At 51.4% G+C, this 20,816-nt stretch carries 17 protein-coding genes and 1 pseudogene; 13 read left to right on the top strand and 5 right to left on the bottom strand.

Translation table 11 applies throughout. The features are described from left to right. Positions 1-35 precede the first annotated feature (35 nt). Positions 36-1,160: an alanine dehydrogenase gene (gene ald / locus BZG25_RS02795; protein WP_046073520.1), complete on the bottom strand. Its 1,125-nt coding sequence runs from the start codon at positions 1,158-1,160 to the stop codon at positions 36-38. 166 nt (positions 1,161-1,326) lie between these two features. On the opposite strand from ald, the gene lrp reads away from it, so the two are divergent. The 5 genes from lrp to serS all read left to right on the top strand — a co-directional run bounded on the left by lrp (position 1,327) and on the right by serS (position 8,149). Continuing rightward, positions 1,327-1,821, top strand: coding sequence for a leucine-responsive transcriptional regulator Lrp (gene lrp / locus BZG25_RS02790; protein ID WP_046073519.1), 495 nt, complete (start codon positions 1,327-1,329; stop codon positions 1,819-1,821). 231 nt (positions 1,822-2,052) lie between these two features. Then, positions 2,053-4,809, top strand: coding sequence for a DNA translocase FtsK 4TM domain-containing protein (locus tag BZG25_RS02785; protein WP_371326844.1), 2,757 nt, complete (start codon positions 2,053-2,055; stop codon positions 4,807-4,809). 16 nt (positions 4,810-4,825) lie between these two features. Next, positions 4,826-5,455 carry an outer membrane lipoprotein chaperone LolA gene (gene lolA, locus BZG25_RS02780; RefSeq protein WP_371326843.1) on the top strand — a complete coding sequence of 210 codons (630 nt, stop codon included), beginning with the start codon at positions 4,826-4,828 and terminating at the stop codon, positions 5,453-5,455. 17 nt (positions 5,456-5,472) lie between these two features. Next, positions 5,473-6,789 (top strand): replication-associated recombination protein A, encoded by a 1,317-nt coding sequence (locus BZG25_RS02775; RefSeq protein ID WP_077638510.1) that lies wholly within the window; start codon positions 5,473-5,475, stop codon positions 6,787-6,789. 73 nt (positions 6,790-6,862) lie between these two features. After that, the gene (gene serS, locus BZG25_RS02770; RefSeq protein ID WP_077638509.1) at positions 6,863-8,149 is read left to right on the top strand and encodes a serine--tRNA ligase; all 1,287 of its coding nucleotides are present in this window, start codon (positions 6,863-6,865) and stop codon (positions 8,147-8,149) included. A gap of 42 nt (positions 8,150-8,191) precedes the next feature. Here serS and BZG25_RS02765 read toward each other — a convergent pair whose 3' ends face one another. Together BZG25_RS02765 and metG are read right to left on the bottom strand one after the other, a co-directional pair. Next, a complete protein-coding gene (locus BZG25_RS02765; RefSeq protein ID WP_077638508.1) occupies positions 8,192-8,992 on the bottom strand; it encodes a hypothetical protein in 801 nt (266 codons plus the stop codon). A gap of 245 nt (positions 8,993-9,237) precedes the next feature. Continuing rightward, positions 9,238-11,274, bottom strand: a complete 2,037-nt coding sequence (metG, locus tag BZG25_RS02760) for a methionine--tRNA ligase (RefSeq protein WP_077638507.1) — start codon at positions 11,272-11,274, stop codon at positions 9,238-9,240. Between the two features lie 157 nt (positions 11,275-11,431). Here metG and apbC point away from each other — a divergent pair, with 157 nt between their 5' ends. From apbC to BZG25_RS02735, 5 genes and pseudogenes are all read left to right on the top strand, one after another. Continuing rightward, a complete protein-coding gene (gene apbC / locus BZG25_RS02755) occupies positions 11,432-12,550 on the top strand; it encodes an iron-sulfur cluster carrier protein ApbC (protein WP_077638506.1) in 1,119 nt (372 codons plus the stop codon). Between the two features lie 141 nt (positions 12,551-12,691). After that, positions 12,692-13,336 (top strand): uridine kinase, encoded by a 645-nt coding sequence (udk, locus tag BZG25_RS02750; protein ID WP_077605938.1) that lies wholly within the window; start codon positions 12,692-12,694, stop codon positions 13,334-13,336. Positions 13,337-13,454: 118 nt separating this feature from the next. Continuing rightward, positions 13,455-14,042 (top strand): dCTP deaminase, encoded by a 588-nt coding sequence (dcd, locus tag BZG25_RS02745; protein WP_046073840.1) that lies wholly within the window; start codon positions 13,455-13,457, stop codon positions 14,040-14,042. 124 nt (positions 14,043-14,166) lie between these two features. Further along, positions 14,167-16,305, top strand: coding sequence for an AsmA family protein (locus tag BZG25_RS02740; protein ID WP_077638505.1), 2,139 nt, complete (start codon positions 14,167-14,169; stop codon positions 16,303-16,305). Positions 16,306-16,357: 52 nt separating this feature from the next. Continuing rightward, positions 16,358-17,439: pseudogene (locus BZG25_RS02735) on the top strand (metal-dependent hydrolase). 40 nt (positions 17,440-17,479) lie between these two features. Here BZG25_RS02735 and cobO read toward each other — a convergent pair. Then, positions 17,480-18,070 carry a cob(I)yrinic acid a,c-diamide adenosyltransferase gene (cobO, locus tag BZG25_RS02730; protein ID WP_077638504.1) on the bottom strand — a complete coding sequence of 197 codons (591 nt, stop codon included), beginning with the start codon at positions 18,068-18,070 and terminating at the stop codon, positions 17,480-17,482. Between the two features lie 107 nt (positions 18,071-18,177). Here cobO and BZG25_RS02725 point away from each other — a divergent pair, with 107 nt between their 5' ends. From BZG25_RS02725 to BZG25_RS02715, 3 genes are all read left to right on the top strand, one after another. Then, positions 18,178-18,924 (top strand): dienelactone hydrolase family protein, encoded by a 747-nt coding sequence (locus BZG25_RS02725; RefSeq protein ID WP_077638503.1) that lies wholly within the window; start codon positions 18,178-18,180, stop codon positions 18,922-18,924. A gap of 19 nt (positions 18,925-18,943) precedes the next feature. Continuing rightward, positions 18,944-19,246, top strand: coding sequence for a Dabb family protein (locus BZG25_RS02720; RefSeq protein WP_077605942.1), 303 nt, complete (start codon positions 18,944-18,946; stop codon positions 19,244-19,246). Positions 19,247-19,350: 104 nt separating this feature from the next. Next, positions 19,351-19,839, top strand: coding sequence for a low molecular weight protein-tyrosine-phosphatase (locus tag BZG25_RS02715; RefSeq protein ID WP_077579228.1), 489 nt, complete (start codon positions 19,351-19,353; stop codon positions 19,837-19,839). Positions 19,840-19,937: 98 nt separating this feature from the next. Here BZG25_RS02715 and BZG25_RS02710 read toward each other — a convergent pair whose 3' ends face one another. After that, positions 19,938-20,696: a DNA repair protein gene (locus BZG25_RS02710; RefSeq protein ID WP_077579229.1), complete on the bottom strand. Its 759-nt coding sequence runs from the start codon at positions 20,694-20,696 to the stop codon at positions 19,938-19,940. Positions 20,697-20,816: the final 120 nt, after the last annotated feature.

Genomic DNA, 20,816 nt, shown 5'->3' with positions numbered 1-20,816 from the left:
ATGGTGCCCTCGATTTCTATGATTGGCGTGGCCGATTAATGTGCCGACTTCAGTGCGTCCATTGCGTCAACATAAGGTAAATCAAAACCTTCTGCGACTTCTTTGATGGTCACTTGACCGCCAATGACATTCAGACCGTTACGTAGATGCGCATCTTCGACCAAGGCATCACGATAGCCTTTATTCGCCAGCTTAACGATATAAGGCAGTGTGGCGTTGTTCAGAGCGACGGTAGAAGTACGTGCTACCGCGCCAGGCATATTGGCAACACAGTAGTGAACGACATCATCCACGATATAGGTAGGATCCGCATGGGTTGTTGCATGTGATGTTGCGAAACAGCCACCTTGGTCGATAGCGACGTCCACCACGGCGGCGCCTGGCTTCATACGCTTAATGTGATCTTCGTTAACCAGCTTGGGTGCAGCAGCACCTGGGATCAGCACGGCACCGACAACCAGATCGGCGTTCAATACGTGTTGTTCAAGGGTTTCTTCTGTGGAGTAGACCACTTTGGCACGCCCTTGGAACTCTTCATCAAGGCGACGTAAGGTATCGACATTTTTGTCGAGAATCGTGACGTCAGCACGCAGACCAACGGCCATACGAGCGGCGTTCGAGCCGACAACACCACCGCCTAGTACCACGATTTTCGCCGGCTCAACGCCGGGTACACCGCTGAGCAGCATGCCCGAACCGCCGTGTGATTTTTCTAGCGCTTGTGCACCTGCTTGAATAGACATACGGCCGGCGACCTCAGACATGGGCGCAAGGAGTGGCAATCGACCTTTAGAATCTGTTACCGTTTCGTAGGCAATACAGATGGCTTTACTTTTAATTAAGTCTTCTGTTTGCGGAAAATCTGGTGCAAGATGCAAATAGGTGAACAAAATCTGTCCTTCGCGGAGCATCGCACGCTCAACGGCTTGTGGCTCTTTCACTTTGACGATCATCTCTGCTTTGGCAAAGACGTCAGCAGCAGTAGGAAGGATAGACGCGCCGGCGGCTTTATAGTCGTCGTCAGAGAAACCAATACCGTTACCTGCGTTGGTCTCAATGTAGACAGAGTGGCCGTGAGAAATAAGCTCGCGAACACTCGCTGGCACCATACCAACACGGTACTCATGGTTTTTGATTTCTTTTGGAACGCCAATGATCATGCTGTCACCTCTTGTTTATTCAGTGTTATCGGCTGGCTTGTTATTGATATTGTCAATTTTCAGGCTAGTATAAAGGCAACAAACCAGCATTTGATGCTAAAGATCATTTAGATGTTATTTAATTTGGTATATCTTTTTGCAAGGAAGTAACAAGGTGGAATAAAAAATGGTAGATACCAAAAAAAAGCCCTCCAAGGAATTGGACCGCATTGACCGCAACATCCTGAACGAGCTCCAAAAGGATGGGCGAGTCTCTAACGTTGAGTTATCAAAACGTGTTGGTCTTTCTCCTACCCCCTGTCTAGAACGTGTACGACGTCTTGAGCGTCAAGGTTATATCCTTGGCTATACGGCACTGCTTAACCCCCAGTATTTGGATGCATCACTGTTGGTGTTTGTCGAAATCACACTCAACCGCGGCGCGCCTGATGTGTTCGAGCAATTTAACAAAGCGGTGCAAACGCTTGAGGACATTCAAGAGTGCTCGTTGGTGTCAGGGGATTTTGACTACCTGCTTAAAACACGAGTAGCGGATATGTCGGCTTATCGCAAGTTATTGGGTGAAACTTTGCTGCGTTTGCCCGGCGTGAATGACACCCGTACCTATGTGGTGATGGAAGAGGTTAAACAGAGCAATCATCTAGTTATCCATACCCGTTAGCCAGGTGATGAAAAGGGGTGCGATGCACCACCTATCGAGACTGAAGCCGAGCGTCATGCTCGGCTTATTTTTTGTGCGGATAGCATAAGATTGTGTGATATCTCGGTAAAGATTTGGCGTAAACATGCATCATGCCTGCCCTCACGGCATGAATGTGATAAAGTCAGGGCAACATGAGCAAGCCTCAAAGTAGGATGAGGAATGCGGTTCAAGAACGGTATTAAACAGGTGATGATGGAGTTTTCTTTACGTCGGGAGCCCAAAGCGGCTCGTGCTAAAGCGCGTTTAGATGGCGTTCAGCGATTAAAAGAGTGTGGGTTTATTCTGGTACTCGCGGCAGCCGTGTTCACCATGGTGGCCCTATTGTCTTTTAATCCGGCCGACCCATCCTGGTCGCAAACTGCCTGGCATGGTGATGTGCACAATGCGGCGGGTGCCATGGGCGCATGGCTCGCCGACAGTCTCTTCTTTTCGTTTGGCATCTTAGCGTATCCGCTGCCTCCAGCGGCGATCCTCGGAGGGTGGGTGTTCTTGCGTCGCCGCAGCGACGATGAACTCATTAATTACACCATTATCGGTGCGCGCATATTAGGACTGTTCATCCTGTTTTTAACCAGCTGCTCGTTGGCCGATTTGAATTTTGACGACTTTTGGCATTTTTCCTCTGGTGGCGTGATGGGGGATGTCACCAACAGTTTGGCGCTGCCGCTATTTAATGTATTAGGCACGACCTTGGTGATGCTGTTTGGTTGGGCGGCCGGCTTTACCCTTTTTACCGGTATTTCTTGGTTAACCATTGTTGACCATCTTGGCGCGATGACGCTCAACGGTGTGACGTGGGCGGTGAATCGGATTCGTGGTGACGCGCCGACCGAGTTAGGCGTGCCAGACACCGAGACACAAAGCACCGCAGCCAATGCATCTGAACCCATGGAGCTCAGTGATTTACGTCGCCTGACGCCGTCAGCGCCGGAAAAGGCGGAGCGTACCACCAATGATGAGCAGACACAGAGTAAGGCTGCGTCGCCTATTATTTTTGGTGGACAAGCGCGTTCGGAAACCGATGTACCAGCGACCGATAATTCATCCGTAGACGATGCGGCATCCGTGGCCCATGAGAGCGATCAACCCAGTGAACCGACGCTAGGGCAGTGGGATATCGCGATCGAGCACGAAGTGCCATCTTTCTCGTCATCGGATGTTGAGGTAGAGGACACAGAGGCGATCAGCGCATCAGCGGAGCAAATGAGTGACCACTCGCAAGCGGATGAAGCGCCTTCAGCCTCATCGTCTCGCCACGCCGACACAACCTATGGCAATCAAGATGGACTGTCCGAGCTTGAGCGTGCAGAACAAGCGAGTAGTGGCGCGGATGAAGATGACGATCCCTTCCAAGAAACCATTCGCCAAGCGCAAAAGGCTCAACAGCAGGCGGCGGGGCTCGACCATCCTTTCCTGGTAAAAGATGAGCCGGATTTACCCACGCCGACAGAGCCTTTCCCGACCCTCGATCTACTCGATCCCGCTCGCCATACTGCAGAGCAGGCGACGCGTGAAGAGCTTGAGAAGATTGCCCGCTTGGTTGAAGCACGGTTAGAAGATTTTAAAGTCCAGGCGCGAGTGGTTGGCGTGTACCCAGGCCCAGTGATCACCCGTTTTGAGCTCGACTTGGCCCCTGGGGTGAAAGTCTCGCGCATTTCTGGCCTATCCAAAGACTTGGCGCGTGCTTTGTCGACCACGGCAGTGCGTGTGGTCGAAGTGATCCCAGGGAAGCCCTACATTGGCCTTGAGCTTCCCAATGAGCACCGGGAGACGGTGTTTATGTCCGAAGTGATTGGAAGCGAACGTTTTAAGAATAGCCACTCGCCTATTTCGGTGGTGCTGGGGAATGATATCGCGGGTGAAGCGATTATCACTGATTTGGGGAAGGCACCACATATGCTGGTGGCCGGTACCACAGGCTCGGGTAAGTCGGTGGGCGTGAACGTCATGCTGGTGAGCATGTTGTATAAAGCCTCACCCGAAGACGTGCGCTTTATCATGATTGACCCTAAAATGCTCGAGCTATCGGTATACGAGGGGATCCCACACCTGTTAACAGAGGTCGTGACCGACATGAAAGACGCTGGCAATGCCCTGCGTTGGTGTGTTGGTGAGATGGAGCGTCGTTACAAGCTGATGTCGGCGCTTGGGGTGCGAAATCTAAAAGGCTTTAACGAAAAAGTGAAGGCGGCTGAAGCCGCCAACAACCCCATCCCCGATCCGCTCTGGAAACCGGGTGATTCGATGGACGAATCGGCGCCTAAACTCGAGAAATTACCTTATATCGTGGTGGTCGTGGATGAGTTTTCCGATTTGATGATGGTCGTGGGCAAAAAAGTGGAAGAACTGATTGCGCGACTAGCACAAAAAGCGCGGGCAGCGGGGATTCACCTTGTGCTTGCCACTCAGCGTCCGTCCGTTGATGTGATTACAGGCTTAATCAAAGCTAACATTCCAACGCGGATGGCGTTTACGGTGTCTACTAAGACAGATTCACGCACTATCCTCGACCAAGGCGGCGCAGAGTCGTTACTGGGGATGGGTGATATGCTCTTTATGCCCAATGGCTCCAACCACCCCATCCGCGTACATGGCGCTTTTGTCAGTGATGAAGAGGTTCACCGTGTGGTGAATAACTGGAAAGCACGTGGTAAGCCACAGTATCTAGACGAAATAACCAAAGGGGATCAAGGCTCTGATAGCTTGTTGCCCGGTGAAGCACCCTCAGGCGGAGATGGGGAAGAGTTGGACCAGCTTTTCGACCAAGTGGTTGAATTTGTCACCGAGAGCCGCCGAGGCTCTGTCTCTGGTGTGCAGCGCCGCTTTAAAATTGGCTACAACCGTGCGGCGCGTATTGTGGAACAACTGGAAGCACATGGTGTCGTAAGCTCACCAGGCCATAATGGTAATCGCGAAGTCATCGCGCCACCGCCACCCAAAGATTGATCGAATGGAAGGTTTCATGACTCGATTCTCTGCTATCCGCCACCTAATGGTGGTGCTGTCTCTACTTTTTGCATTGTCGGTGCAGGCGAAAACGCAGGCACAACAACACCTGATGGATCGCTTGAGTCAGGTTGACGCCTTTAGTGCGCAGTTTTCCCAAACAGTGCAAAGCCCAGAAGGAGAGGTGATTCATCAAGCAAAAGGGCGGTTGGCGATTCAGCGGCCAAACTTGTTTAACTGGACCACGACCTCACCAGACGAAACCATCATGATTTCCGATGGCGAGACGCTCTGGTACTACAGCCCATTTGTTGAGCAAGTGACGGCGATGTGGTTGGAGGATGCTACGGCACAAACGCCGTTTGTCCTACTGACACGCAATCAGCCAAGTGATTGGCAGGCTTATCAAATCACCCAAGAGGCTGACACCTTTACCCTAACGCCAAAAACCACAGGCACGATTGGCGAATTTGAAGTCACCGTGAAGCCGGATGGTACCTTGACCGGCTTTACCGTGGTTGAGCAAGATGGGCAACAAAGCCAGTTCACGCTGAGCCAATTTAGCCGACAAGCACCGGCGTCGGACGTGTTTTCGTTTACGCCACCCGATTCAGTGATGCTCGACGATCAGCGCCAACCAAGATAATTGCCTCGGAGGTGACTGTGTCGACCTTACCGCTTGATTTTGCAGACGATTTTCGCCCACTGGCCGCACGTATGCGGCCACTCACGCTTGACCAGTACATCGGTCAGCGTCATCTTCTCGCCGAGGGTAAACCGCTTCGCCGGGCGATTGAGTCTGGCTCCCTCCATTCGATGATTTTCTGGGGGCCTCCGGGGACCGGTAAAACCACGCTCGCCGATATTGCCGCGCGCCAAGCCAACGCAGAGCTGGAACAAATCTCGGCTGTGACGTCTGGCGTCAAGGAGATCCGAGAGGCGATTGGACGCGCAGAGCAAAACAAGCAAGCTGGTATTCGTACCGTTCTGTTTGTGGATGAAGTGCACCGCTTTAATAAAAGCCAGCAGGATGCGTTTTTGCCTCATGTGGAAGCGGGAACGGTCACGTTTATTGGTGCCACCACGGAAAATCCCTCGTTTGAGCTTAATAACGCGTTGCTATCGCGTGCCCGTGTGTACCGTTTAACCAGCCTTGACGAGAGCGATTTGGAAGCGGTGATTGATCAAGCACTTGCCGACTCACAACGTGGGCTCGGTGAGCAGTCCCTGGCCTTTGATGATGGCGTTAAAAGGGCGTTAACGGCAGCGTGCAGTGGTGATGCACGTATGGCGTTAAACCTACTGGAAATGTTGGCAGACATGGCCGATGGCCAAATCACGATGCCGATGCTTAAAGACGTGGCCGGTGAAAAAGTGGCACAGTTCGATAAGCAGGGGGATGCGTGGTATGACTTGATCTCTGCATTTCATAAATCAGTGCGTGGTTCATGTCCCGATGCCGCGCTGTATTGGTATGCACGCATTGTGAGCGCGGGAGGTGATCCGCTTTACGTGGCAAGACGTTTGTTAGCGATAGCCTCTGAGGATGTCGGTAATGCCGATCCGCGCGCGATGCAGGTGGCACTGAACGCATGGGATTGCTTTACCCGCGTCGGGCCTTCGGAGGGTGAGCGCGCCATTGCACAAGCCGTGGTGTATTTGGCCAGCGCCCCGAAAAGCAACGCGGTGTATACCGCATGGAAACAAGCCTTGCGTGACGCGAAAGACACCGCCAACGCGCCCGTTCCCATGCACCTTCGTAATGCGCCAACAGCATTGATGGAGCAAATGGGACACGGTGATGGCTATCGCTATGCCCACGATGAACCCAATGCGTATGCGGCGGGCGAGCGCTATTTGCCCCCAGAGCTTGGTGAGGCGCGTTACTATCAGCCCGTCAATCGTGGGCTAGAAATTAAAATCGCCGAAAAGCTCGCCTTTCTCGCTGAGCAAGATGCAAAAAGCCCGCAAAAGCGCTAGGCAAATTTACCCTTTTTGGGTAAGGTTTAAGTTCGTCAATTTACAGTCAATAACCCGAAAGCACAGGATTAGCATGCTGGATTCCAAATTACTTCGAACTGAGCTGGAAGAAACCGCTCAACAACTCGCTCGTCGTGGCTTTACGCTTGATGTTGACGCTATGCGTGAACTCGAGGAACAACGTAAGGCGCTGCAAATTCGCACCGAACAACTGCAAGCTGAGCGTAATTCCCGATCGAAGTCCATTGGCCAGGCTAAAGCAAAGGGTGAAGACATTGCACCATTGCTAGAAGAAGTATCAAACCTTGGTGATGAATTGGATGCGGCGAAAACGGAGCTCGCGGCACTCCAGCAAAAAGTGAATGACGTGGTCATGAGCGTGCCCAATCTACCTGCGGCCGACGTACCAAGCGGTAAAGATGAATCTGAGAACCAGGAAATCTCACGCTGGGGCGAGCCGCGTCAATTTGAGTTCGAGATTAAAGATCACGTCGACCTCGGTGAACTCACCGGTGGCCTTGATTTTGCCAGTGCAGTGAAGCTGTCTGGCTCTCGTTTTATCGTGATGAAAGGGCAAATGGCGCGTATGCACCGTGCGCTCACGCAATTTATGCTCGACTTGCACACCAATGAGCACGGTTATACTGAGATGTATGTGCCTTACTTGGTCAATGCGGACAGCTTGTATGGCACCGGTCAGCTGCCGAAATTTGGTGAAGACTTGTTCCACACCCAGCCTGCGACGGAAGAAGGGGTGGGCATGTCTTTGATCCCAACGGCGGAAGTGCCGCTGACGAACATGGTACGTGATGAGATCATCGATGAAGCCGATTTGCCGCTGTGCATGACGGCACACACACCGTGTTTCCGTTCAGAAGCTGGCTCGTATGGTCGCGATACGCGCGGTCTTATCCGTATGCACCAATTCGACAAAGTTGAGTTGGTGAAGGTGGTTAAGCCAGAAGAGTCGATGGAAGCACTTGAATCTTTGACTGCCGATGCAGAAAAGGTGTTACAACTGCTCAATTTGCCATACCGCAAAGTGTTGCTCTGCACAGGCGACATGGGTTTTGGTGCGGCGAAAACCTATGACCTAGAAGTCTGGTTGCCAGCACAAAACACCTATCGTGAGATTTCATCGTGCTCAAACACCATGGATTTCCAAGCTCGCCGTATGCAGGCGCGTTTCCGCCGTAAAGGTGAGAAAAAGCCTGAGCTGTTGCATACCTTGAATGGCTCAGGCTTGGCGGTTGGCCGTACCTTGGTAGCTATTTTGGAAAACTACCAACAAGCAGATGGCCGTATTGAAGTCCCTGAGGTATTGCGTCCATATATGGGTGGACAGACTCATATTGGGTAAGTGTCATCGTGTTGCTATTAAGCCGGCCTTGCGCCGGCTTTTTTATTGCTGTGTATGGTTGAATCCTTGATGGTGTGGATCATTGATGGGTGACAGCGTATTGAAGATATCATCTTCTGGTGTAGGAAAGCGGGCGAGCAGCGCAGCCAGAAAGGTATCGAGTGCATCCAGCATCACGGCGTTAACTTGCTGTGCCAGCGCTAGGCGGCGATTGAGTGACAAGGTGTGTACATCATCAAGCTGTGAGATAACCTGATCTATCTTATCGGTGAATGCATCGCCCAATTCAAGGTCGCGCAGTTGTGCTAAGCGCTTGGTGAGTATTTGTTGTTGTAAGCTTAGGGACTGGTGCGCATTGGGCGTTGCGTTCTCCAGTTGTATTGACGCGTAGGAAAAGCGTTGGCGAGCTTGAAGTAGCTCTAGCACGGCATACCAAATTTGTTGGTAAGACGAGAGCGTGTGGTCATCACCACAGGCAATTAACACCGGCGGGATGGCTTCATCCACCAAGTACGCTAGGTGCTGCAAGGCGCGGTTTTTCATCTTGGCCTGGGTCACATCATCATATTGTGGTAAGGCGTGAAGGTGATGGAAAAAAAGCCGATACATAGGCTTTTGCGCATGGGGTGCCAAGTGGTGTAACTGACGTGTTTGATCCAGCAATCGTTGATAGTCATACGGATCGACGCGCGGTTGGGTGGCGAGGTAACCTGCATGCTGGAGCAAAGCTCGTAACTCATGCAGTTGATGCAATCGCCAATCCGGTCGTTGACGATACACGATGACCGCCACCACGCTAGCAATCGTGAGCGCCAGTATTCCTATCATCACTAACCATCCCATATGCTCTCCTTGCTATGGCTTCCGCTTATACAGAGCAGAGCATGAAGCATGCCAAAATTGAGAGATTAATCACGCCTTGTAGCGCAATGACTGGCGCGTGGATGTGCTCTTACTGCGCACCTTACTTGGGCGTGATTGCTCCCTCGTAGTGCAGGGGAGAATCGATGGATGGCACCCATTGGACAAAAAAAGAGCCCGACTGGGCTCTTTATTCTCTGCTTGTGCAAATTGATGAGGCAGCAAGGTTACATGACCCGCATACCTGGCTGGGCGCCCTCATGAGGCTCTAAGATCCAAATCTCTTTCCCGCCAGGGCCGGCCGCTAAAATCATGCCTTCTGACATGCCAAACTTCATTTTTCTTGGTTTTAAATTAGCGACCATCACGGTGTGCTTGCCCACCAGATCTTCCGGCTTGTAGGCCGATTTGATCCCAGAGAAAACCTGACGTGTTTCACCGCCAATATCGAGCTTGAATTTGAGCAGTTTATCCGCTTTTGGCACGGCTTCACACTCAAGGATTTTAGCGACACGAAGATCGACTTTAGCAAAATCACCAAATTCGATTTCATCCGCGAGTGGTTCATCGGCAAGTGGCCCTTGCGCGCTTGCTTTCGCCGCCTCTTCAGTCGCGACATCTTCTTTGCTGTCAGCAATCATGGCATCGACCGCTTTTGGATCAATTCGGTTAAATAGCGCCTTGAACTTGGTGATTTGATGGCCAGTCAGCGGGGTCGCAATGCTCTCCCACGTTAAGGTGTCGTTTAAAAAGCCTTCCGCACGCTCGGCCAGTTTTGGCATCACAGGTTTTAGGTAGGTCATCAGCACTCGGAACAAGTTAATACCCACCGAGCAAATCGCTTGCAGTTCGGCGTCTTTACCGTCTTCTTTGGCGATGACCCAAGGGGCTTTCTCGTCGACGTATTGGTTCGCTTTATCGGCAAGCGCAATGATCTCACGGATCGCTCGGTTAAACTCGCGTGCCTCGTAGAGTTCCCCTATGTGCTCGGCTTTATCGATAAAGTTTTGATAAAGTTCAGGCTCAGAGCAAACGGGCGACAGCTGGCCGTCAAAGCGTTTGCTGATAAAACCCGCGTTGCGAGAGGCCAAGTTGACCACTTTGTTGACAATGTCGGTATTCACACGCTGAATAAAGTCATCCAAGCTTAAATCGAGATCATCAATACGGCTGTTGAGCTTGGCGGCGTAGTAATAGCGTAAGCATTCGGGATCAAGGTGTTTTAAGTAAGTGCTCGCTTTAATGAATGTCCCTTTCGACTTGGACATTTTCGCGCCATTGACGGTGACATAACCGTGCACGAAGACGTTATTTGGCTTGCGGAAACCGGCACCGTCGAGCATGGCTGGCCAGAACAGACTATGGAAATAAACAATGTCTTTGCCGATAAAGTGATATAGCTCGGTGTCGCTGTTGGCTTTCCAATACTCGTCGAAGTCGATGTCGCCGCGTTTGTCACAGTAGTTTTTAAATGACCCCATATAGCCAATCGGCGCATCAAGCCAAACGTAGAAAAACTTGCCGGGTTGATCAGGAATTTCGAAACCAAAGTAAGGGGCATCACGTGAGATATCCCACTGCTGAAGGCCGGTTTCGAACCACTCATTCATTTTGTTGGCAATTTCACTTTGCAGTGAGCCGGACTTTGTCCACTCATTCAGCATTTGCTCAAATTGCGGCAAATCGAAGAAGAAGTGCTCAGAGTCACGCATTACGGGCGTGGCGCCACTCACCGCTGAGCGTGGGTTAATCAGCTCTGCTGGGGTATAGGTCTCACCACAGTTGTCACAGTTGTCACCGTACTGATCGTCGGCGTGACATTTTGGACACTCGCCTTTGACAAAGCGATCCGGCAAGAACATTTCTTTTTCCGGATCAAATAGCTGAGAGATCGTACGGCTGGTGATGTAACCTTTATCGCGGAGCTGAGTATAAATAAACGAGGCGAGCTCACGGTTTTCATCACTGTGGGTGCTGTGATAGTTATCGAAGCTGATATCAAAGCCATCAAAGTCAGCTTGGTGCTCTTGTTGCACGCCAGCGATCATGGCTTCTGGCTCGACACCCATTTGCTGTGCTTTCAACATAATGGGGGTGCCGTGGGCATCGTCGGCACAAATAAAGTGAGTCGTGTTGCCACGTAGGCGCTGATAGCGCACCCATACATCTGCTTGAATATGCTCGAGCATGTGGCCCAAATGAATTGAGCCGTTCGCATAAGGCAGCGCACAGGTCACCAGAATTTTCCGTGGGTTTGCAGCCATAATCTTGTTTGTTCGCTCTTATGATATGAATGGAATGATTGCGGAAATCTTACCTGATACGATATGCCTTGCCTAGTGCAGGCCGTGAGTGAGGCTGTTTATCCGTTAAACGTTAGCTATCCGGCCTAATATATTTTAATCAATGGGATGGTGATGCATGTTGTTTGGCTCTAAAAAGAAAAAAGCACAAAAACAAAAAAAAGACACGGCCGCCCCGCTGACCAATGTGGATGAAGCAGTGAGTCTATTGAATCAGTTTTCACATCCGCGTTTGGTGGAGCAGTGGGCAAGCCAACCACATTGGGTGAGCGTGGCTGAACACGGCTTTAAAGTGACGTTTCCATTTGCAGCGGCGTCAGTGATGCAGGCGCTCAATGACTGGCTGAATGCCCAGTCGACGACATTGGCGCAGCAGTTTCAACTGACACAGAAAGTGGCGCCGTTAAAAAGTGGTGATAAGGCGCCTGTCAAAGGGGTGAAAAACCTGTTAGTGGTGAGCTCGGCCAAAGGCGGCGTGGGTAAATCGACGACGGCGGTCAATTTGGCACTGGCACTGCAGGCGGAAGGGGCATCGGTGGGCATTGTCGATGCGGATGTGTATGGCCCATCGCTCCCGATTATGCTCGGCGCTAAAGACAGCGAGCCGCAAACCCATGATGGCAAATTGATGGAGCCTGTGATGCGTCATGGCATTGCCTCTAATTCAATTGGTTACCTGGTGCCCGCTGATAATGCCACTGTGTGGCGTGGGCCAATGGCCTCGAAAGCCTTTGCTCAATTGATCAATGAAACCCGCTGGCCCGAACTTGATTATTTGGTAGTTGATATGCCACCAGGCACCGGTGACATTCAGCTTAGCTTGGCGCAGCAGTTTCCGGTGACGGGAGCGATGGTGGTTACCACGCCACAGGATCTCGCACTGGCTGATGCGATTAAAGGCGTGGCGATGTTTGAGAAAGTACAGGTGCCGGTTCTCGGGGTAATTGAAAACATGAGCTACCATATTTGCTCACAATGCGGTCATCATGAAGCGATTTTTGGTACTGGTGGTGCAGCGAAAATGGCTCGTGAGCAAGGCGTGCCAGTGTTAGCTCAAGTGCCGCTTCATGTCGCGATTCGTGAGGACATAGACGCAGGCACACCGAGTATGGTGGCGCGCCCTGACAGTGAGCATGCTGCTGTCTATCGTCAAATGGCCGCCACCGTCGCCAGTCAGCTTTATTGGCAAGGGGAAACGTGCCCTGAACAAATAAGCGTACAAACGGTGTCGCCCTGATTGAGCAACGTGCAGCTATCGCAGGCTTAAAGCAGCGGGTCAGTCAGGGAAGCGTGATTTTCTCTGGCGCCAGCGGCTTCAACTCCCTATAATCAGGCGGTTTATGTAGATTCCGCCAAGCTTCCTCTGGGTATTCATATTATGAGTGACAACAACCACCAATGCGTTATTATCGGCATAGCAGGTGCCTCTGCTTCCGGTAAAAGCCTGATCGCTAGCACCATTTATAAGGAATTAAAGGAAAAAGTCGGCGATCATCAAATCGGCGTGATCACGGAAGATAGATATTACCGAGATCAAAGCCATCTCAGCATGGAAGAGCGCGTACAAACCAACTATGACCATCCACAAGCGCTAGACCATGACTTGCTTTGCGAGCACCTAGAAAGCCTCGCGGCGGGTCAGTCTGTCGATGTGCCTGTGTACAGCTACTCAGAGCATACCCGCATGGATGAAACCACCACCATGACACCCAAAAAGGTGATCATTTTGGAAGGGATCCTGTTGCTAACCGATCCACGCCTGCGCAATCTTATCCATGCCAGCGTCTTTATGGATACTCCCCTTGATATTTGCTTGTTGCGCCGCATGAAACGTGATGTGGCTGAACGTGGCCGCACCATGGACTCCGTGATGGAACAATATCAGAAGACGGTCCGCCCTATGTTTATGCAGTTTATTGAGCCGTCAAAGCAATATGCCGATATTATCGTGCCACGCGGGGGTAAAAACCGCATTGCGATTGATGTGTTAAAAGCGCATATCGCGCGATTACTGAAAGCCTGATTTGGGTATGATGGTTTCACTGACCTCAATCTCGCTGCTTTTTATGCAGTGGACAACAAGCTAAATGAATGCGGTGCGTGAATGTATCGCCCCATCTATTAACCGTGAGGACTATCCGATGCGACTATGCGACAGGCATATCAAAGAACACCTTGATGATGGCCGCATCAAAATTGAGCCACGTCCGGCAGAGGCGTCGATTTCTGGTGTGACGGCGGATGTGACGTTGGGCAATCAATTCCGGGTGTTTAATGACCACGGCGCAGCATTTATCGATCTGTCTGGCCCGAAAGAAGAGGTCAATGCCCAGCTTGAACGTGTGATGAGTGATGAAATTGAGATTGCTGATGGTGAGGCTTTTTATCTTCATCCAGGCCAGCTCGCGCTTGCTGTCACGCATGAAGCGGTGACCTTGCCTGACGATATCGTCGGCTGGCTTGATGGCCGCTCGTCGTTGGCACGTTTAGGGCTGATGGTGCATGTGACTGCGCACCGGATTGACCCGGGCTGGTCGGGCCGTATTGTGCTGGAGTTCTATAACAATGGTCGTTTGCCCTTGGCGCTACGACCCGGTATGCCGATTGGTGCGTTAAGTTTTGAGCCTATGTCGGGCGCGGCTGATAAGCCGTATAACAAACGCGACAACGCAAAGTATAAAAATCAGCAAGGGGCAGTTGCCTCTCGCATTAGCCAAGACAAGGTTTAACGATTGCAATGCGCCTACGGGCGCATTTTTTTGTTAACGTGGAACCCGATCGCGAAATCATGGTCGATAATGCGGGTATCTCTCGTAAGTGGTATCGCCTGTTACGCACAAGGAGCATCTTGCAATGATAAAAAAAATCGCCCTTACTCTCGCTGTTTTGGTGGTGGTCGTCATGGGTGGCATCGCCGCTTTGCTCGCCACCATTAATCCTAACCAGTTTAAGCCATTGTTGGTCGAGCAAGTTAAAAAACAGACAGGCTATGACATGGTGATCGGTGGCGACATTGCTTGGCAGTTTTGGCCAAGTTTGGGTTTTTCAATCGAGGATGTCGCGATAAAAAATCGCCCCGGCTTTGATGAACCCGATTTGATGCGCTTATCTCAAGCACGCCTCTCTGTCGATGTGTTGCCTTTGATGTCGCAAACCTTGCAGATCGGCGAAATTACATTGCAAGACCCACATGTGTTTATTCAAACCCTGAGTAATGGGGAGAGCAATCTCATCGCGACATCGCCGACGGCTGAGCCTCAAGCTGAGCCAGCGCCACAATCAGGCACATCCGCTGATAGCACGAGCACCGAGGCAAAGGCGTGGAACGTATCGCTACAAGGGCTCAGTGTGGCCAACGCGAGTGTGGTCGTCAAAGATGACCAAGCGGGCACCATGACAGCGTTGCGCGATGTGGATCTTGAGGTGGGCAATCTGGCGACGGATGTGTGGACGCCACTGTCACTGTCGTTGCGCGGCGAGCAAAATGACGCTCGCGTTGAGCTGGAAGGTCAAGGTGAGTTGAAATTGGCCAGTGACCTGATACAAAGCCAGATGCGCAAACTGGCGTTGACGCTCTCCGCCGAGCAAGGTGCACTGACCCTAGAACAAGCGAACCTCACCCTCGATCGTTTGGCGCTGGGTGAGGCGGCGCAGTTGGGCTTTAATATCAACGCGCAAACCGCAGACATCGACGTTGAAAGCTCGGGGCAAGCCCAGGTCACTATCCCAACGACGCAAGATAAGATCACGGTTCAGGGGTTAGACATGCTCACGACGGTGTCTGGCGAGCCTATCCCCAACCAGTCGCTTAGCCAAGCGCTAGCCGCTGATATTGTGTTTGACATCAACCAGCAAACGTTGACGGTCAGTGAATTGATCAGCCGATTAAACGACGATGATGTTGTGGTGGATGGCAAAGTGGCAGTTAAATTGACGGAGATCCCCCAAGTCCGCTTTGCGCTGAATACCAACCACATTGACCTCGATACGCTGATACCGACAGACAATGCAGCGCCTAATCAATCTGCAAACGATAGTGAATCTGGCTCTAATGATAAATCCAGCCCGAGTACGCAAGCGGCGCCACTGAGCAAAGAAGAGCCTGATTTGAGTGTGTTGAAGACGCTAGATATTGCCGGCTCACTGGCAATGAAAGGGCTTACTGTGAGTAACGTTACCTTAGGGCAAACACGCGCGACGGTGGCCATCGACCGTGGCAAGGTCGACGTGTCAGAGCTGACGACGCAAGCCTATGAAGGCAGCGTGGTTGTGCAAGGGATGTTAGATGCTACGCAAACGCCCGCTCGCTATCAGGTAAGTAAAAAAGCACGTGGGATCCAAGTGCTTCCGCTGCTGGAAGACGCTGCCCAGGTTGATCTTTTAGAGGGTAAGGGTAACGTCGATATCAATGTACAGGGCAAAGGTTTGTCGCCGTATGCATTACGTCAAGCGATTCAAGGCAGTGTCGCTATTTTCTTCGAAGATGGCGCGATTAATGGGATAAACTTGGCACAGATGCTCAGAGAGGCGAAAGCGACGCTGAAAGGTGAGTCGGCAGCGGCCGCCAATGAAGTACGTAAAACAGACTTTAGCGCACTCACTGCGAGCTTTACCTTAGGTAACGGCATGGCTCGCACCACCGACTTACTGTTGGAAGCGCCCGCGCTTCGGGTACGTAGTGACGGACAAACCGATCTGTTACAAGAGACACTCGATTTTAATGTCTATACCTCGGTGGTCGAGACCAGTAAAGGCCAGGGCGGTAAAGATATTGATGAACTGCGTGATGTCACCATCCCAGTGACGGTGGCCGGTACCTGGCAATCGCCGAGCTATAAACTAGACATTAAGCAGCTACTCAGCAGTAATAACGCGTTGGAAGAAAAAGCCCGCAAAGAGGCGCAACGAGGGTTGAAAAAGCTACTGGGTGATAAAGCGGATGACGATAAGGTCAAAGAGACGGCAGATAAACTCCTTAATTTGTTTCAGTGATCGGCTGACAAGCTATTGGGCTATCTAATGCAAAGCCATTAAAGGACGTTTTATGGATTCTGTCACGCAAGCAGCGTTGGCGCCACTGTCGCGGGTCTGGTTGCCGGCAAACGCTGCTCTCCGAAAGTGCTACTGGCGGGCGCAGCCCTCGGAACCTTACCGGATCTGGATGTATTGATTGATTACGGCGACCCGGTGGCGAATACCGTGAATCATCGTGGCTTCAGCCACTCGTTGTTTGTGTTGCCTTGGGTCGGCGCGCTCATTGCATGGTGCTGGTGGCGCTGGCAGCGTCAGTGGCCACTTTGGCAAGTGATGACTCTGGTCATCGCGGTGCTTGTCACCCATCCATTGCTCGATGCAATGACGGTATATGGAACCAAGCTATTCTGGCCGCTTGAGGTGCCATCGGTAGCGGTGGCGAGTCTGTTTATTATCGATCCCCTGTATACGGTGCCTCTACTGGTTGCGCTCATCAGCGCATTGGTATGGCGCCATCTTGGAGCCAAGGCATGTGGTGTTGGGTTGATGGTCTCGAGCCTTTACTTGGCCAGTTCTGTGTACCAGCTCCAACAAATAAAAACCCGTGTTGCCGAACAAACACAAGGAACCTTGCTGGAAGGCCAGCCGTTAATCATTATGCCAACACCGTTTAATACCTTACTGTGGCGTGTGGTCGTCAGTGGCGAAGAGCAATACTGGGAGGGGTTAGCCTCACGACTTGATGCCAACCCTTCAATTGATTGGGTGGTGCAGCCTCTGGGAGAGTGGCCACTGGCCAACTCTGATACCCTCAGCGCTCTGCGGACGTTTTCACGTAATTTTATTCGCTTTGAAAACCGAAACGGGCAGCAGGTAGTCACCGACTTGCGCTTTGGTGTGGCCGCCTATCAGCCGTTCCAGTTTTTGCTTGCAGAACAAAATACAGACGGGGACTGGTACCCTGTGTCGCCCAAACAACTTGAGCCTGGCCCGTTGCCCGAGACCGCGCTACCCGCGTTGTGGCAACGTTTGTTGGGCGATCAATCGATTGACGCCAAACTCTGCCGGCAGTCGTGTCAGCAAACTGACCCGCGTTGGGCCGAGCCCATCTCATCTGCCGCCTTACCGGCGACGGCCTCTGAAAAACAATGAGCGCACTCCGTGCACACTTATTGTCTCACGTTGTCAAAGGTTACCAATCAATGCCTTGGCGCGCTTTGATACCGGCATCAAACGCATGTTTGACATTGCGAACTTCAGAGACAGTATCGGCGATTTCGATTAAACGACGGTGAGCGCCTCGACCCGTTATCAGCACAGATTGCTCACTTGGGCGTTGGCTAATTGCATCGATGACATCGTCCAGGTCAATGTAGCCATAGGTGATCATATAGGTGATTTCGTCCAGGACGACCAAATCATAACTAGGATCGCTGAGCATGGTTTTGCATCCTGACCAGATTTTTTGTGCGGCTTGCGTGTCGGCTGTTTTATCTTGGGTATCCCAGGTAAACCCTGTACTCATCACATGAAAGTCCACGCCATGCTGACTGAGTAAGTCTCGCTCACCGCATGCCCACGTTCCCTTGATATACTGCGCCACCCCGCATTTGAAACCATGGCCTGCCGCGCGTGCGACAGTGCCAAAAGCGGATGTCGATTTGCCTTTGCCGTTGCCTGTAATAATAAGAAATAGCCCTTTTTCTTGTTGTGCGGCGTCAATCCGAGCATCGACTTTTTCTTTCAGTTTTTGCTGGCGCTGTTGATGACTGTGTTCTGACATGTGATTTCCAACCTTTGGTTAACTTAGGTCTATAGTAAAGGGACGATAGGGTGGATGCCACCCATGACATTCTGGCCGCAAACCGACGGCCCCAGCCAAAGGACGCTATGATGAGAAAAGGAACGCACGCTCTTATTGCTTTGTTGGCTCTATGCTCGCTGCCTGCTGTGGCGGGTAAACAGATAGATTATCAGTTAGACGGGGAGGCATTTTCCGGCTACCTGGCTATCCCTGCCTCTTTTGAGAAAGGCAGTGTGGTGATTATTCATGACTGGGATGGGCTAACGGACTACGAACGTCAACGAGCGGATATGCTGGCAAACTTGGGCTATCGTACGTTTGCATTAGACATGTTTGGCGCCGGGAATCGACCGACCAGCCTAGAGGCGAAGAAAGCGGCGACTGGTTCACTGTATGAAGACAGAGTGCGGATGCGCGAACTGATTGAAGCAGGGATGAGTGCCGCGCAATCGCAAGGTGTGACGCAGCCAGTAGTGGCTGGCTATTGTTTCGGTGGCACGGTGACGTTAGAGCTTGCACGCAATCCAGGCAATATGCCTGTCAGTGGCTACGCGAGTTTTCATGGCGGTTTGGGCACGCCAGATGGCCAAGGCTATTCAGAGGACATTGCGCCACTGTTTATTGCTCATGGTGGGGCGGATAAAGCGGTGCCCATGGCAGATTTTGCGACCTTTATACAAACGCTAGAGCAGGCGGGTGTCGATTATTGGTCGCAAGTGTATGGTGGGGCGCCGCATGCGTTTACCGTATTTGGCTCGGAGAGGTACCGTGAAAAAGCTGATAAAAAGTCTTGGCAGGCGTTTAAAACGTTTTTGACGGATCGGATGGAATAGTGACACGAGGAGAAAAGAAATGATTCGTCATGTATTGCTTGTTCGTTTTACCGCTAATGCGCGCGATGATCAGATCCAAGCATTGAAAGATAAATTTGAATCAATGCCTAGCGTCATTGATGGCGTTGGGCCGGTCGAATGGGGAGAAAACAACAGCCCAGAAGGTAAAGACCAAGGCTACACGCATGTGATTGTGATGACGTTTCGTGATAGTGCTGCGCGGGAGCGCTATTTACCGCATCCTGAACATGAGGCGCTAAAAGCGATATTTCGTCCTATCCTAGAAGACATTATTGTTGTGGATTATTCCGTGCCTGCATAGGTGCTGACAAACTGCCCTATCACCGAGTATTACCTGCCTCACTATAGGCAGTGCTTAGCCTTATTGGTAATCTGAGGGCTTATCAATAAGGAGGTTTGACGCTGATGACAACTGATAATCAAAGGCCCAGTGTTTTGGTGGTGTGCTTGGGTAACATCTGTCGTTCGCCCACCGCAGAAGCCGTATTACGTGCTCGCGCACAGGCGCGAGGCTTGGCAGTCGATATTGATTCGGCGGGCACGGCAGGTTATCACCAGGGTAACCCGCCTGATAGACGTAGCCAAGCGGCAGGGCAGGCGAGAGGCTACTCGTTTGAAGGTATTCGAGCGCGCCAGGTCGGCCCCGCAGACTTTGTGTGTCATGACATGATTCTGGCAGCCGATGAGAGCAACCTGGCTGACTTGCAAGCACAATGCCCACCCGAGCACCAAGGCAAGCTGTCTTTATTTCTCCACTGGGGCGAGCATACCGAGGGGCCGATCCCCGACCCTTATTATGGTGGCCCTGACGGCTTTGAGCGGGTGTTAGACTTGCTTGAACAAGCGGCAGATGGGGTGCTGAATCATATTGAAGCGCATCTTTTGCCTCGATAGTTGAGAGAGTGCGCGTCTAGGATGAACGCATGGATGGGAAGAATAAGCAAAAGGCGCGTGATGAACGCGCCTTTTGTTCTAAGCCTACGTGAGCTGACTTACCATTTCTTTTTCGGTGCAAACAACTCGTCTAGATCGCTTCTTTCTTCTTCTTGCTCCGACTGGAGTTTTTCATGGCCCGTATTCAGTGTATGGGTAATATCGCTATGCATTTGCTCTAAATGCTTTTTCATCTCTTGCGAGTAATCATCGGTTTTGGGCGAGACCACATCAATGGCTTTTTTCAATAACTGCTGAGCGGTGCCCATTTGCCCTTTTTGCTTGGCGTCATTGGCACGCTTAATCACATTCTCAATATTGATTTTAAGTTGCATCTTTTCCAAGCGTGCGTTCTCAGCCACAAACGCTTGCGTCGCTAGTCGTCCCTTAGAGTGCTCCGCTTTCACCACGGAGCGTAGACGTTTTACTAGCTTGAGCATCGAAATCGCTTGTCGATCGTTATCTGGCACTTTAAAGGAAGTCGACTCGCGGTTTGAGTAGCTTTGTTTGATTTCATCGATCTGCGCTTGCGTCGCACTAATACGTTGCTTGATGGATTTATCGGAATCATCAATCTCGTACATGGCTTTCAAAGAATCTAGGATCTTCTTATTCAAGCAAACCAACAGCGTCCCGCTATATGGCAGATTATGTGCATTACCAATCAGCTCTTCAGTGGCGTCAATCACTGCAATGTGCTTAGCCATCTCTTGGCGCTTGTGAGATTCAATTTGCTTACGTTGTTGAGCCAATATGTTGTAGCCGACAATCAGGCCGAGCAATATGACACAAAGGCCAGCTATCAAGGCAATATTCATAATTCAGCGTCGATGTTCCTTGTAATAAACTCAACTGGTTAAGATACACGATCTCAACCGACAGAGATAGCATCAATCAAGGATGGAGGCAGCATGAGTGATCCGCCTCTAACTCTGCAC

Origin of the sequence: Salinivibrio sp. ML198, assembly GCF_001996015.1 — a bacterium.
GTDB classification, from domain to species: domain Bacteria; phylum Pseudomonadota; class Gammaproteobacteria; order Enterobacterales; family Vibrionaceae; genus Salinivibrio; species Salinivibrio siamensis.
Note: the sequence above shows the minus strand (reverse complement) of the source record. Positions and strands in the feature narration are given on the sequence as shown.